The following is a 14,276-nucleotide window of genomic DNA, read 5'->3' as shown; positions in this document are numbered from 1 at the left end:
TTTCTTCACCTGTGGAGCATTTTAAGTATGGCACGCGTAACTGTTCAGGACGCTGTAGAGAAAATTGGTAACCGTTTTGACCTGGTACTGGTCGCCGCGCGTCGCGCTCGTCAGATGCAGGTAGGCGGAAAGGATCCGCTGGTACCGGAAGAAAACGATAAAACTACCGTTATCGCGCTGCGCGAAATCGAAGAAGGTCTGATTAACAACCAGATCCTCGACGTCCGCGAGCGCCAGGAACAGCAAGAGCAGGAAGCCGCTGAATTACAAGCCGTTACCGCTATTGCTGAAGGTCGTCGTTAATCACAAAGCGGGTCGCCCTTGTATCTGTTTGAAAGCCTGAATCAACTGATTCAAACCTACCTGCCGGAAGACCAGATTAAGCGTCTTCGGCAGGCGTATCTCGTTGCACGTGACGCTCACGAGGGCCAGACACGTTCAAGCGGTGAACCCTATATCACGCACCCGGTGGCGGTGGCCTGTATTCTGGCCGAGATGAAACTCGACTACGAAACGCTGATGGCCGCTCTGCTGCATGACGTGATTGAAGATACCCCCGCCACCTATCAGGACATGGAACAGCTTTTCGGTAAAAGCGTTGCCGAGCTGGTAGAGGGGGTGTCGAAACTTGATAAGCTCAAGTTTCGCGATAAGAAAGAGGCGCAGGCCGAAAACTTTCGCAAAATGATTATGGCGATGGTGCAGGATATCCGCGTCATCCTCATTAAGCTTGCTGACCGTACCCATAACATGCGCACGCTGGGCTCGTTACGCCCGGATAAACGTCGTCGTATTGCCCGTGAAACGCTGGAAATCTACAGTCCTCTGGCGCACCGTTTAGGTATTCATCACATCAAAACCGAGCTGGAAGAGCTGGGTTTTGAAGCGCTGTATCCCAATCGTTACCGCGTCATCAAAGAAGTGGTAAAAGCGGCGCGCGGCAACCGTAAGGAGATGATCCAAAAAATCCTCTCTGAAATCGAAGGACGTTTGCAAGAGGCGGGAATTCCGTGTCGCGTTAGCGGTCGCGAAAAACATCTTTACTCGATCTACTGCAAAATGGTGCTCAAAGAGCAGCGTTTTCACTCGATCATGGACATTTACGCTTTCCGCGTCATCGTTCATGACTCCGATACCTGCTATCGCGTACTCGGCCAGATGCACAGTCTCTATAAGCCGCGTCCGGGACGGGTGAAAGACTATATTGCCATTCCCAAAGCGAACGGCTATCAGTCTTTGCACACCTCAATGATCGGCCCGCACGGCGTTCCTGTTGAAGTCCAGATCCGTACCGAAGACATGGATCAGATGGCGGAAATGGGGGTCGCGGCGCACTGGGCGTATAAAGAACACGGTGAGACCAGCACCACGGCGCAGATCCGCGCCCAGCGCTGGATGCAGAGCCTGCTGGAGCTACAACAGAGCGCCGGTAGTTCGTTTGAATTTATCGAAAGCGTAAAATCCGATCTCTTCCCGGATGAGATTTACGTTTTCACCCCGGAAGGGCGCATTGTCGAACTGCCCGCTGGCGCTACGCCGGTGGATTTTGCCTATGCAGTGCATACCGACATCGGTCACGCCTGCGTCGGCGCGCGTGTCGACCGCCAGCCTTATCCGCTGTCGCAGCCGCTTAGCAGCGGTCAGACCGTCGAAATTATTACCGCGCCGGGCGCGCGTCCCAACGCCGCCTGGCTGAACTTTGTCGTCAGCTCTAAAGCGCGCGCTAAAATTCGTCAGTTGCTGAAAAACCTCAAACGTGATGACTCCGTAAGCCTGGGCCGTCGTCTGCTTAACCATGCTTTAGGCGGCAGTCGTAAGCTGGCGGAAATTCCGCAGGAAAATATTCAGCGCGAACTGGATCGTATGAAGCTGGCAACGCTTGACGATCTGCTGGCGGAGATCGGTCTCGGCAACGCGATGAGCGTAGTGGTCGCGAAAAATCTGCAGCAAGGCGAAGCCGTGGTGCCGACCGTTGCGCAATCGAATCACGGCCACCTGCCGATTAAAGGCGCGGATGGCGTGCTTATCACCTTTGCGAAGTGTTGTCGTCCGATCCCAGGCGACCCGATCATCGCTCACGTCAGCCCAGGTAAAGGACTGGTGATCCACCACGAATCCTGCCGTAATATCCGTGGATACCAGAAAGAGCCAGAGAAATTTATGGCGGTCGAATGGGACAAAGAGACGGAGCAGGAATTCATTACCGAAATCAAGGTGGAAATGTTTAACCATCAGGGCGCGCTGGCTAACCTGACGGCGGCGATTAATACCACCACCTCCAATATTCAAAGCCTGAATACTGAAGAGAAAGATGGTCGCGTCTATAGTACCTTTATTCGCCTTACCGCACGCGATCGCGTACATCTGGCGAATATCATGCGCAAAATCCGCGTGATGCCAGACGTTATTAAAGTCACCCGTAACCGAAACTAGCGCTATGAATCCAAAACGTTATGCGCGTATATGCGAAATGCTCGCCAGGCGTCAGCCTGATCTCACGGTCTGCATGGAGCAAGTCCACAAACCTCATAACGTTTCTGCAATCATTCGTACCGCAGATGCCGTTGGCGTCCATGAAGTCCATGCTATCTGGCCTGGTAGCCGGATGCGCACCATGGCTTCCGCGGCGGCGGGCAGCAACAGTTGGGTACAGGTGAAAACTCACCGTACCATTGGCGATGCGGTAGCCCATTTGAAAGGACGGGGAATGCAGATTCTGGCAACCCATCTTTCTGATAAAGCCGTAGACTTTCGCGAGATTGATTACACGCGCCCGACCTGTATTCTGATGGGTCAGGAGAAAACCGGTATTACTCAGGAAGCATTAGCCCTGGCGGATCGGGACATCATCATTCCGATGATCGGCATGGTACAGTCGCTGAACGTTTCCGTCGCCTCCGCGCTCATTCTTTATGAAGCCCAGCGCCAGCGTCAGAACGCGGGCATGTATCTGCGTGAAAATAGCATGTTGCCGGAAGATGAACAGCAGCGCCTGCTGTTTGAGGGTGGTTATCCGGTGCTGGCGAAAGTCGCTAAACGTAAAGGTCTGCCTTATCCTCGCGTCAATCAGCAGGGCGAAATCGACGCCGATGCTGACTGGTGGGCGACGATGCAGGCGGCAGGGTAATCACCATGTTAGGCCGCTTGTTAGACGCTGTTCCGCTCAATTCCCTGACAGGCGTCGGCGCAGCGCAAAGCAGTAAACTGGCGAAAATTGGCCTGCATACCGTGCAGGACCTCCTGCTCCACCTCCCTCTGCGTTACGAAGACCGTACCCATCTCTACCATATTGGCGAACTGCTGCCTGGCATCTACGCCACCGTTGAAGGTGAAGTGCTGAACTGCAATATCACTTTCGGCGGTCGTCGGATGATGACCTGCCAGATTAGCGACGGTTCCGGCATTCTTACCATGCGCTTTTTCAATTTTAACGCGGCGATGAAAAACAGCCTGGCGACGGGACGACGTGTGCTGGCCTACGGGGAAGCGAAGCGCGGCAAGTATGGCGCAGAGATGATCCATCCGGAATATCGCCTGCAGGGCGATCTCAGCACGCCGGAACTTCAGGAAACGCTCACCCCCGTCTATCCGACCACCGAGGGCGTGAAGCAAGTGACACTGCGCAAGCTTACCGATCAGGCGCTGGAGTTGCTCGACACCTGCGCCATTGCCGAACTACTGCCGCCGGAACTGGCGCAGGGTATGATGAGCCTGCCGGAGGCGCTACGTACCTTGCATCGCCCGCCGCCGACGCTCCAGCTCGCCGATTTAGAAACCGGCAAACACCCGGCGCAGCGGCGGCTTATTCTTGAAGAGCTACTGGCGCATAACCTCAGTATGCTGGCGCTTCGCGCAGGCGCGCAGCGCTATCACGCTCAGCCGCTAAGTACCAACAACATATTGAAAGACAAGCTGCTGGCGTCGTTGCCGTTTAAACCCACCAGCGCGCAGGCGCGGGTGGTGGCAGAGATCGAACGTGATATGGCGCTGGATGTGCCGATGATGCGTCTGGTTCAGGGCGACGTCGGTTCAGGGAAAACGCTGGTTGCCGCCCTGGCGGCGCTACGCGCCATCGCTCATGGTAAGCAGGTGGCGCTGATGGCGCCGACCGAATTGCTGGCTGAACAGCACGCAAATAATTTCCGCAACTGGTTCGAACCGTTGGGCGTTGAAGTGGGTTGGCTGGCCGGTAAGCAAAAAGGTAAAGCGCGTCAGGCGCAGCAAGAGGCTATTGCCAGCGGTCAGGTGCAGATGATTGTCGGCACCCACGCTATCTTCCAGGAACAGGTGCAGTTTAACGGGCTGGCGCTGGTCATTATCGATGAGCAGCACCGCTTTGGCGTCCACCAGCGGCTGGCATTGTGGGAAAAAGGCCAGCAGCAGGGCTTTCATCCGCATCAGTTGATTATGACCGCAACGCCCATTCCGCGCACCCTGGCGATGACTGCCTACGCCGATCTCGATACCTCGGTGATTGACGAGCTACCGCCGGGCCGTACCCCTGTCACTACCGTTGCGATTCCGGATACCCGTCGCCATGAAATCATTGATCGTGTGCGCAACGCCTGCACAACCGAAGGCCGTCAGGCCTACTGGGTCTGTACGCTGATTGAAGAGTCCGACCTGCTGGAAGCGCAGGCGGCGGAAGCCACCTGGGAGGAGCTCAAGCTGGCGTTACCGGAGTTGAATATCGGCCTGGTACACGGCCGCATGAAGCCCGCCGAAAAACAGGCGGTGATGCAGACCTTTAAGCAGGGTGAACTGCATCTGCTGGTCGCCACTACGGTGATTGAGGTGGGGGTCGATGTTCCTAACGCCAGCCTGATGATTATTGAAAACCCGGAGCGACTGGGCCTGGCGCAGTTACACCAGCTCAGAGGACGCGTTGGCCGTGGCGCGGTCGCGTCGCACTGCGTGCTGCTCTATAAATCGCCGTTGTCGAAAACGGCGCAGAAGCGTTTACAGGTATTGCGCGACAGCAACGACGGCTTTGTGATTGCACAAAAAGATTTAGAGATTCGCGGCCCGGGGGAATTACTGGGCACGCGCCAGACGGGTAACGCCGAATTTAAAGTAGCTGATTTGCTGCGCGATCAAGCCATGATTCCCGAAGTTCAGCGTATTGCCCGTCATATTCACGAACGTTATCCGCAGCAGGCACAAGCGCTGATTGAGCGCTGGATGCCGGAAACCGAACGTTATTCCAACGCCTAGTGAGCACGGCGGCTTTAATGCCGCCGTACAAACCCTTATTGCGCGAAAATCGGTAACATCAGGTACAGCTTAATCACCAACGCATTGACGATATCGATAAAGAACGCGCCGACCATCGGCACCACCAGGAACGCCATATGCGAGGGGCCAAAACGGTCGGTAATCGCCTGCATATTAGCAATGGCGGTCGGCGTTGCGCCCAAGCCAAAACCACAGTGACCCGCCGCCAGCACCGCCGCATCGTAGTTTTTCCCCATCATGCGCCAGGTGACGAAGATCGCGTACAGCGCCATGAAGATGGTCTGTACCACCAGAATCGCCAGCATCGGCAGCGCCAGCGACGCCAGTTCCCACAGCTTCAGGCTCATCAGCGCCATTGCCAGGAACAGTGACAAACTCACGTTCCCCAGCACCGAAACAGCACGCTCAAATACGCGATAAAAACCCACCAGCGCCAGGCCATTGCTGAGGATCACCCCAACAAATAGCACACAAACGAAGACCGGCAGTTCAAGCACCGTTCCCGCCAGTAGCTGCGCTACGATTTTGCCCACGGTCAGACAGATAGCAATCAGGGCGATAGTTTCGATTAGCACCAGAGAGGTGATCATACGACCCACATCCGGCTTTTCAAAGGCTGTCGGCACGGCCTGATCGTCAGGCATTCCATCCGGCGTGGTGGAGTGTTTCACCAGATAACGCGCTACCGGGCCGCCAATCAACCCGCCCAGCACCAGGCCAAAGGTTGCACATGCCATCGCAACTTCGGTGGCATTGGCAAAACCATAACGTTCGACAAACAGTTTACTCCACGCCGCGCCGGTACCGTGTCCGCCGGACAGCGTAATTGACCCGGCAATCAGCCCCATTAACGGGTCCAGCCCCAACAGACTCGCCATGCCGATACCGATGGCATTCTGCATCAGCAGTAATCCGACCACGACGACCAGGAAGACGCCAACAACGCGTCCCCCCTTGCGCAGGCTGGCAAGGTTAGCGTTAAGGCCGATCGTCGCGAAAAACGCCAGCATCAACGGATCGCGCAGGGTCATATCAAAGTTGACTTCCCAACCGACGCTTTTTTTCAGCACAAGCAGAGCAACCGCGACCAGTAACCCCCCTGCCACCGGCTCCGGAATCGTATATTTCTTCAGTAAGGAGACAGACTGGACCAGCTTGCGACCCAGTAGCAGCACCAGCGTGGCGGCGACAAGGGTCGATAAGGTATCGAGTTCAAACATTTAAAGCTCCTGTAGTGCGCTGTGACATGTGCGCACAAATCATTTCCTGAGTCAGTTTTTTAGCTCTTTGCGAGTCTTCGGCATGGATTTTAAGCAGAAAAAGGCAAAAAGTTATATAAAAAGGTGCATTTATCTTTTTTAAATATTAAGAATATTCGCTCGCAATCGTTTGCTTTTACCATCTGGTCAGATAAAATCACCGTTTTTCCACCACGAGAATGTCCCTGATGTCCGTTAACGCCATCGAGCCGGCAGATGCGCAACCGGTTGCGCAGACGCAAAACAGCGAATTAATTTACCGTCTTGAAGATCGACCGCCGCTCCCTCAAACCCTTTTTGCCGCTTGTCAGCATCTGCTGGCTATGTTTGTCGCGGTAATCACGCCAGCGCTGTTAATCTGCCAGGCGTTGGGTTTACCGGCGCAGGATACGCAGCACATTATCAGCATGTCGCTGTTCGCCTCCGGCGTAGCCTCTATTATTCAAATCAAAGCGTGGGGGCCGGTAGGATCGGGGCTGTTATCCATCCAGGGAACCAGTTTTAACTTTGTCGCCCCGCTGATTATGGGCGGTACCGCGCTGAAAACCGGCGGCGCGGATGTCCCGACGATGATGGCGGCGCTGTTCGGCACGCTGATGCTGGCAAGCTGCACCGAGATGGTGCTTTCTCGCATTCTACATCTGGCGCGCCGGATTATCACGCCGTTAGTCTCCGGCGTCGTGGTAATGATTATTGGCCTGTCGCTGATTCAGGTGGGGCTAACCTCCATCGGCGGCGGCTATGCCGCAATGAGCGACAACACCTTTGGCGCACCGAAAAACCTGCTGCTGGCCGGCGTCGTCCTGGCCATTATTATCCTGCTGAATCGGCAGCGTAATCCCTACCTGCGCGTGGCTTCTTTGGTTATTGCCATGGCGGCTGGCTATCTTTTGGCCTGGTTTATGGGCATGTTGCCTGAGAATAACGCGCCGGTCTCACAGGACATCCTGATGGTGCCGACCCCGCTGTATTATGGTCTGGGCATTGACTGGAACCTGTTACTGCCGTTGATGCTGGTCTTTATGATTACGTCGCTGGAGACCATCGGCGACATCACCGCCACCTCTGATGTCTCCGAGCAGCCGGTATCCGGCCCCTTGTACATGAAACGGCTAAAGGGCGGCGTACTGGCTAACGGCCTGAACTCATTTGTTTCAGCGGTATTTAATACGTTCCCGAATTCCTGTTTCGGTCAGAACAACGGCGTAATTCAGTTGACCGGCGTCGCCAGTCGCTATGTGGGATTTGTCGTCGCGCTGATGCTGATTGTGCTCGGCCTGTTCCCGGCGGTAAGCGGTTTTGTGCAGCATATCCCGGAACCGGTGCTCGGCGGCGCCACGTTGGTGATGTTCGGCACCATTGCCGCCTCCGGCGTGCGTATTGTCTCGCGTGAGCCACTGAACCGCCGCGCGATTCTGATTATCGCCCTGTCGCTGGCCGTGGGTCTTGGCGTCTCGCAACAGCCGCAGATCCTGCAGTTCGCGCCGGAATGGGTGAAAAATCTGCTCTCATCCGGAATTGCCGCTGGCGGCATCACGGCTATCGTGCTGAACCTGATTCTCCCGCCGGAAAAACCGTAAAAACCCTGCGGCGGCGACACGATTCGCCGCTGCTGTAACGCTCTTTCACCATTCCTGTCTTGAGGATTGCACGCAAATCGTGCATAAATCCCCTATGTGCATTTCACGGGATGGAAGACCATGAAATTGATTGGGAGGTTGCTTCTCTATGTGCTGATCGCCTGTTTAGTGGTGATTTTCGGCTTTTATTTTCTGCTGCAAACGCGCTGGGGCGCAGATCACATCAGCAACTGGGTATCAGAGAACAGCGGTTATCACCTCACATTCGACGTGATGGATCATCGTTTTTCCGCCCCATCCCATCTTTTACTGGAGAATGTGACCTTTGGTCGTGATGGTCAGCCTGCTACCCTGGTCGCGAAAACCGTAGATATCGGTCTGAGCATTCGCCAGTTAACCGCGCCGCTGCATGTCGACACGATTCTGTTACAGGACGGCACGCTGAATATTTCAGTGCAAACCGCCCCTTTCCCGTTTGAGGCCGACCGCCTGCAACTTCGCAATATGGCGCTCAATAGTCCCGGCAGCGAATGGCGGTTGAGCGCCCAGCGCGTTAACGGCGGCGTTATGCCCTGGCGCCCCGAAGCCGGTCGGGTATTGGGCAATAAAGCCCAGATCCAACTGAGCGCTGGTTCGCTGACGTTAAACGACGTTCCCGCCACTAATGTGCTTATTGAAGGCAGTATCGACCATAATCAGGTGATGTTAAACACCGTCGGCGCCGATATGGCGCGCGGAGCGTTAACCGGCGTCGCCCGGCGTAACGCTGACGGTAGTTGGGTCGTTGAAAATCTGCGGCTGAATGATATTCGGTTACAAAGCGATAAATCCCTGAGCGAGTTTTTCGCGCCGCTTACTACGGTTCCATCTTTGCAGATTGGTCGTCTTGAAGTGACGGACTCCAGCCTGCAAGGACCAGACTGGGCAGTCACCGATCTTGACCTGAGTTTGCGCAATCTGACTCTGCGCAAAGAAGACTGGCAAAGTCAGGAAGGTAAATTATCGATGAACGCCAGCGAGTTTATTTACGGCTCGCTGCACTTGCTCGATCCAATCCTGAACGCCGAATTTTCACCACAGGGCGTTGCGCTACGCCAGTTCACCACCCGCTGGGAAGGCGGTATGGTCAGAACTTCCGGTGCCTGGTTACGCGAGAGCAAAGCGCTTATTCTGGACGATACCGCTATCGCCGGGCTGGAGTATACGCTGCCGGAAAACTGGAAGCAGTTATGGATGAAGCCGTTGCCCGACTGGTTGAACAGCCTGACGCTGAAAAAATTCAGCGCCAGCCGCAATCTGGTGATTGATATCGACCCGGCCTTCCCGTGGCAAATCACCGCTCTGGACGGCTACGGCGCAAACCTGGAGCTGGTACAACATCATCAATGGGGCGTCTGGAGCGGCAATGCGACCCTCAACGCCGCAGCGGCAACCTTTAACCGTGTGGATGTGCGCCGCCCGTCGCTGTCGTTGACGGCTAATGCCAGCACGGTCAACATCAGCGATCTGAGCGCGTTTACTGGAAAAGGGATACTGGAAGCCACTGCCAGCGTATCGCAACTGCCGCAGCGTCAGACGCAAATCAGCCTGAACGGACGCGGCGTACCAATGGATGTGCTACAGCAGTGGGGCTGGCCGACATTACCGATTGCTGGCGATGGCAATATTCAGCTCACGGCCAGCGGCAATATTCAGGCCGATGCGCCGTTGAAACCGACGGTAAATGGGCAATTACACGCGGTCAACGCACAAAAGCAGCAGATAACGCAAACGATGCAAGCGGGCGTGGTGTCCGGCGGGGAAGTTACGTCAACGGAGCCAGCGCTGTAATTGAGGGCTTGCCCGGTGGCGATGGCGCTTACCGGGCTTACGGTTCTTGCTCATTTATAGGCCGGATAAGCGCAGCTCACGGCGCCATCCGGCGATTCAGATTTAAAGCGTAATCACCACTTCATTTCCCTGCGGGGTGATCACTACGCCCAGTTCACTTCCCGCATATGAGCCGCATTTGGTACCGCTAATCTGCGTAATATTACGCAGACACAGCGTCCAGTTGCGCGCCTCGCCTTCGCCGCTCACCGTAATGGTATTGCCTGTGCGTTTCGCCTGCAGCGTAAAGATTGTCGAACCATCCGTAGCAGGGACTTCGCAGACCGCTTCGCAACCGTCATCCAGATGGAATAACTGGAAGGCCGTACCCTCATGCCAGGCGTAATCGGGCTTCTGGCTATTGTTGCCCAGCGCCAGTAGTGTATTGTCACGCACGTACACTGGCAGGCTCAGGAAGCCATGCTGCTGTTTATGCCAGCGACTGCCCTGCACTTCATCGTTGCGCCACAGGTGCGTCCAGCGGCCTTCTGGCAGGTAGAACTCCACGTCGCCCGCTTCACTAAACACCGGCGCTACCATGACCGCATCTCCCAGCATGTACTGGCGATCAAGATAATCACACGCCGGATCGTCCGGGAACTCCAGCATCATCGCCCGCATCATTGGCGTACCGGCTTCGTTGGCACGCGCCGCTTCCCGATACAGATACGGCATCATCCGGCACTTCTGTTCGGTGAAGAAGCGCACCACGTCACAGGACTCGTCGTCATAGGCCCACGGAACCCGGTAGGATTTGCTACCGTGCAGGCGGCTGTGGCTGGAGAGCAAGCCGAATGCGCACCAACGCTTGTAGACATGCGCCGGCGCGGTATTCTCGAATCCGCCAATATCATGACTCCAGAAGCCAAACCCTGACAGGCCGATGGACAGCCCGCCGCGCAGGCTTTCCGCCATCGATTCGTAGTTGGCGTAGCAGTCGCCGCCCCAGTGCACCGGGAACTGTTGCGCGCCCACCGAGGCGGAACGGGCGAACAGCACCGCCTCTTCAACGCCGACGGTCTCTTTCAGCACGTTCCACACCAGTTCGTTGTAGATGTAGGCATAATGGTTGTGCATTTTCTGTGGATCTGAACCATCAAACCACTGCACATCCGTTGGAATGCGTTCGCCGAAGTCAGTTTTGAAGCAGTCCACTCCCATCTCCACCAGGCCCTTCAGCTTGTCGGCATACCATTCGCAGGCTTGCGGGTTGGTGAAGTCGTAAATCGCCAGTCCCGGCTGCCATTTATCCCACTGCCACAAGGAGCCGTCCGGGCGTTTTAGCAAATATCCTTTCTCTTTCAGCTCCTGGAAGACCGGGGATTTCTGGCCGATGTAGGGGTTAATCCACACGCAGACTTTCAGCCCTTTCGCTTTCAGGCGGCGAATCATCCCTTTCGGATCGGGGAAAGTCACCGGGTCCCATTCAAAATCGCACCACTGAAAAGCTTTCATCCAGAAACAGTCGAAGTGGAAGACGTGCAGCGGCAGATTGCGCTCGGCCATACCGTCGATAAAACTGTTAACGGTCGCTTCGTCGTAGTTGGTGGTGAATGAGGTGGTCAGCCACAGGCCAAACGACCAGGCGGGCGGCAGCGCCGGACGACCCGTAAATTGGGTATAGCGGTTCAGCACGTCTTTCGGGGTCGGGCCGTCGATGACGAAGTATTCCAGATACTCGCTCTCGACGCTGAACTGAACTTTGGAGACTTTCTCGGAGCCAATTTCAAACGACACGCACTGCGGATGATTCACCAGCACACCGTAGCCACGGTTGGTGATATAGAACGGGATATTCTTGTACGATTGCTCGGTGCTGGTGCCGCCGTCGCGGTTCCAGGTCTCCACCGTCTGACCGTTACGCACCAGCGCGGTAAAGCGCTCGCCAAGCCCGTAGACGGTTTCGCCCACGCCGAGATCCAGACGCTCGAACATGTAGTTGCGCCCGCTATTGGTGTCCTGCACATAGCCGTTATTTTTCAACTGACTACCGGTGATACGTACACCGTTACGCAGAAAATCCAGAGACCAGAGCTCGCCTTTGGTGACGCGCACGCTCAGGCTGCCGCTCTTGAGTTCGGCAAATTCAGCGTTGTTCTGCATCTCTACGTTGATATCTTGCAAGACATTGAGCGGATAATGTGGGCCGTTATCCAAAGCGCCCTGGAAGTGTTCCATCCGTACACCTATCACTCCTTCCTGCGGCGAGAAAAAGCGCAGGGTAAACAACGGGGTATCCAGTTGCCAGGTTCGTTCGCGGACATCGCGCGGCGCGGCATAGATCACCATCTCATTCCCGTGCTGTTCAACGTCGAACACCTGAACCGGGTGAATCAAATTAAGGCCAGGCTGGATCAGCCAGTTTCCGTCGCTAATTTTCATAGTCTGTTCCTTTAGTTTTGCAATTCTTTATGGGTAAATTCTTGTTCGTTGCGGTGTGCGCCCTGCGCCAGTTGTTCCAGAATGGTTTTCAGGAACGGGCTTTTCAGGGTGTAGTAGCGTTTAGCGATCGCGGCGCTCAGCAGATAACAGATGGCCGGAACGATAGTGAACAGAGCGATGATGATGCTGATCGTGGCGCTGTTTTGCGTTTTCGCCGCCGCGTCGTAACCGCCGCCTGCCAGCATCCAGCCAATCAGCGCCCCGCCGAGGGCAAGACCCAGTTTCAGCACGAACAACGTGCCGGCAAAACTGATCCCCGTCAGGCGTTTGCCGTTACACCATTCGCCGTAGTCGACGGTGTCAGACATCATCACCCACTGGATAGGCGTGACTAACTGGTGCAATACGCCAATCACAAAGATAAAAACGAACATAGCGATCGTGGCGTGCATCGGTACGAAGAACATCGCCACGCTGATTACTGCGAGTAAAGCATTGGTCCACCAGAAAACGCTCACTTTGCATTTCCAGTCGGTCAACGGTTTTGCCAGCGCCGAGCCAATCAGGTTGCCGACGCAATAGGTGGTGAGGAAGGCGACAAACACGCCCGGTTTGCCCAATATCCAGGTGACGTAATACATCATCGCCCCGCCGCGCACGCATACCGCCAGAATATTCAGGATGGTGAGCAGGCCGACTATGCGCCACTGGTCGTTGTGCCAGATATCACGCAGGTCTTCACGCATGGAGGTATGGGTGGCAGGCGCTTCAACGCGCTCTTTGGTGGTAAAGAAGCAGAACGCCAGCATCAGGAACGCCGCCACCGAGAGCGCCGCGATACCCCCCTGGAAGCCCAGCGCCTTATTCTCGCCGCCAATCAGTTTCACCAGAGGCATCATCAGTACGGTAGAAAGCATTCCGCCCGCCGTTGCCAGCACAAAGCGCCAGGATTGCAAGGAGATACGCTGCGTTGGGTCATTGGTTATTACCCCCCCCAACGCGCAGTAAGGGATGTTGACCACAGTGTACAGAAGGGTGAGCAACGTGTAGGTGATGGCGGCATAAATCATTTTGCCGTTCAGACTGAGATCCGGCGTGCTATAAGCCAGCACACAAACGATACCAAACGGCAACGCGCCAAACAGCACCCAGGGTCGGAATTTGCCCCAGCGAGAGCGGGTACGGTCGGCCAGCAGGCCCATGCAAGGGTCGGAGATGGCATCAAGCGCACGCGCCAGTAAAAACATGGTGCCAACAAAACCAGCGGGAATGCCGAAAATATCGGTATAGAAGAACATCATATATAACATGACGTTATCAAAGATGATGTGGCTCGCGGCATCGCCCATACCATAGCCAATCTTCTCCTTAACGGAGAGAATCTCACTTTTCATTACGCATCCTTAACGCTTACAACGCTCACTGATACCGGTTACAGTTTTTGTAAACCTTCCCTGCGAGCGTGAATATTCCGTTATTTGGTTATCAAATTACGATTCTTGTTTTCTGTGATCAGGGTAGCGCCAAAAAGTGTGATGAAATGTAACTAATGGATTTTATGGGGGTTTATATGAAACCGATCATGGCAGAAGGAAAGGGAAGTTAAAAAAGCACGGGAGGGGATGTGGAAACGCCAGGAAGTAGCTATAATGCGCGCGCCTCCATGTAGCAATCGAGGCGCGGAAGATCGTCGTCTCCGGTGAGGCGGCTGGACTTCAAATCCAGTTGGGGCCGCCAGCGGTCCCGGGCAGGTTCGACTCCTGTGATCTTCCGCCAACATCCTTCTCTCATGCCCACCATTCGTCCTCTATTTCGGGACAAAGTATTTGCTTATTATTAAGACTAGTTCTTGCATATAATACGAAAGGAAAGGTGGATAGAGAAAGTGGAATATTATTTTATTAATCACCATTTACCGATTGCTAAAACCGAACGTCCATTTATTGTGGGA

At 55.2% G+C, this 14,276-nt stretch carries 9 protein-coding genes and 1 tRNA gene; 7 read left to right on the top strand and 3 right to left on the bottom strand.

The window, feature by feature from the left end; genetic code table 11:
- Positions 1 to 27: 27 nt before the first annotated feature.
- The 4 genes from rpoZ to recG are packed head-to-tail and all read left to right on the top strand — an operon-like array spanning position 28 to position 5,214.
- Positions 28 to 303, top strand: a complete 276-nt coding sequence (gene rpoZ, locus NBA72_RS08340) for a DNA-directed RNA polymerase subunit omega (RefSeq protein WP_000135058.1) — start codon at positions 28 to 30, stop codon at positions 301 to 303.
- A gap of 18 nt (positions 304 to 321) precedes the next feature.
- Entirely contained in the window at positions 322 to 2,433 is a 2,112-nt protein-coding gene (gene spoT / locus NBA72_RS08335) for a bifunctional GTP diphosphokinase/guanosine-3',5'-bis pyrophosphate 3'-pyrophosphohydrolase (RefSeq protein ID WP_000280481.1), read from the top strand.
- A 4-nt stretch (positions 2,434 to 2,437) separates the two neighbouring features.
- On the top strand, positions 2,438 to 3,127 hold the full coding sequence (gene trmH, locus NBA72_RS08330) for a tRNA (guanosine(18)-2'-O)-methyltransferase TrmH (RefSeq protein WP_001068433.1): 690 nt from the start codon (positions 2,438 to 2,440) through the stop codon (positions 3,125 to 3,127).
- Between the two features lie 5 nt (positions 3,128 to 3,132).
- Positions 3,133 to 5,214: an ATP-dependent DNA helicase RecG gene (gene recG, locus NBA72_RS08325; RefSeq protein ID WP_042948570.1), complete on the top strand. Its 2,082-nt coding sequence runs from the start codon at positions 3,133 to 3,135 to the stop codon at positions 5,212 to 5,214.
- Positions 5,215 to 5,249: 35 nt separating this feature from the next.
- Here recG and gltS read toward each other — a convergent pair whose 3' ends face one another.
- The gene (gene gltS / locus NBA72_RS08320; protein ID WP_000462250.1) at positions 5,250 to 6,455 is read right to left on the bottom strand and encodes a sodium/glutamate symporter; all 1,206 of its coding nucleotides are present in this window, start codon (positions 6,453 to 6,455) and stop codon (positions 5,250 to 5,252) included.
- Between the two features lie 227 nt (positions 6,456 to 6,682).
- On the opposite strand from gltS, the gene xanP reads away from it, so the two are divergent.
- Together xanP and NBA72_RS08310 are read left to right on the top strand one after the other, a co-directional pair.
- Positions 6,683 to 8,074 (top strand): xanthine/proton symporter XanP, encoded by a 1,392-nt coding sequence (xanP, locus tag NBA72_RS08315; RefSeq protein WP_000115428.1) that lies wholly within the window; start codon positions 6,683 to 6,685, stop codon positions 8,072 to 8,074.
- 120 nt (positions 8,075 to 8,194) lie between these two features.
- Positions 8,195 to 9,904, top strand: coding sequence for an AsmA family protein (locus NBA72_RS08310; protein ID WP_000766650.1), 1,710 nt, complete (start codon positions 8,195 to 8,197; stop codon positions 9,902 to 9,904).
- A gap of 102 nt (positions 9,905 to 10,006) precedes the next feature.
- On the opposite strand, the gene yicI is transcribed toward NBA72_RS08310, so the two are convergent.
- Both yicI and NBA72_RS08300 read right to left on the bottom strand, forming a co-directional pair.
- Positions 10,007 to 12,325 carry an alpha-xylosidase gene (gene yicI, locus NBA72_RS08305; RefSeq protein WP_042948572.1) on the bottom strand — a complete coding sequence of 773 codons (2,319 nt, stop codon included), beginning with the start codon at positions 12,323 to 12,325 and terminating at the stop codon, positions 10,007 to 10,009.
- A gap of 11 nt (positions 12,326 to 12,336) precedes the next feature.
- Complete coding sequence (locus tag NBA72_RS08300) at positions 12,337 to 13,719, bottom strand: glycoside-pentoside-hexuronide family transporter (protein WP_023181611.1); 1,383 nt, start codon at positions 13,717 to 13,719, stop codon at positions 12,337 to 12,339.
- 287 nt (positions 13,720 to 14,006) lie between these two features.
- On the opposite strand from NBA72_RS08300, the gene NBA72_RS08295 reads away from it, so the two are divergent.
- Positions 14,007 to 14,101, top strand: a tRNA-Sec gene (locus NBA72_RS08295).
- Positions 14,102 to 14,276: the final 175 nt, after the last annotated feature.

Origin of the sequence: Salmonella sp. NW1250, from assembly GCF_051812965.1 — a bacterium.
Lineage (GTDB): Bacteria > Pseudomonadota > Gammaproteobacteria > Enterobacterales > Enterobacteriaceae > Salmonella > Salmonella enterica.
Note: the sequence above shows the minus strand (reverse complement) of the source record. Positions and strands in the feature narration are given on the sequence as shown.

Excerpts from the sequence above, each read along its gene's own strand:
- rpoZ (WP_000135058.1), top strand. The coding sequence starts at position 28 with ATGGCACGCGTAACTGTTCAGGACGCTGTAGAGAAAATTGGTAACCGT.
- trmH (WP_001068433.1), top strand. The coding sequence starts at position 2,438 with ATGAATCCAAAACGTTATGCGCGTATATGCGAAATGCTCGCCAGGCGT.
- recG (WP_042948570.1), top strand. The coding sequence starts at position 3,133 with ATGTTAGGCCGCTTGTTAGACGCTGTTCCGCTCAATTCCCTGACAGGC.
- gltS (WP_000462250.1), bottom strand. The coding sequence starts at position 6,455 with ATGTTTGAACTCGATACCTTATCGACCCTTGTCGCCGCCACGCTGGTG.
- xanP (WP_000115428.1), top strand. The coding sequence starts at position 6,683 with ATGTCCGTTAACGCCATCGAGCCGGCAGATGCGCAACCGGTTGCGCAG.
- NBA72_RS08310 (WP_000766650.1), top strand. The coding sequence starts at position 8,195 with ATGAAATTGATTGGGAGGTTGCTTCTCTATGTGCTGATCGCCTGTTTA.
- yicI (WP_042948572.1), bottom strand. The coding sequence starts at position 12,325 with ATGAAAATTAGCGACGGAAACTGGCTGATCCAGCCTGGCCTTAATTTG.
- NBA72_RS08300 (WP_023181611.1), bottom strand. The coding sequence starts at position 13,719 with ATGAAAAGTGAGATTCTCTCCGTTAAGGAGAAGATTGGCTATGGTATG.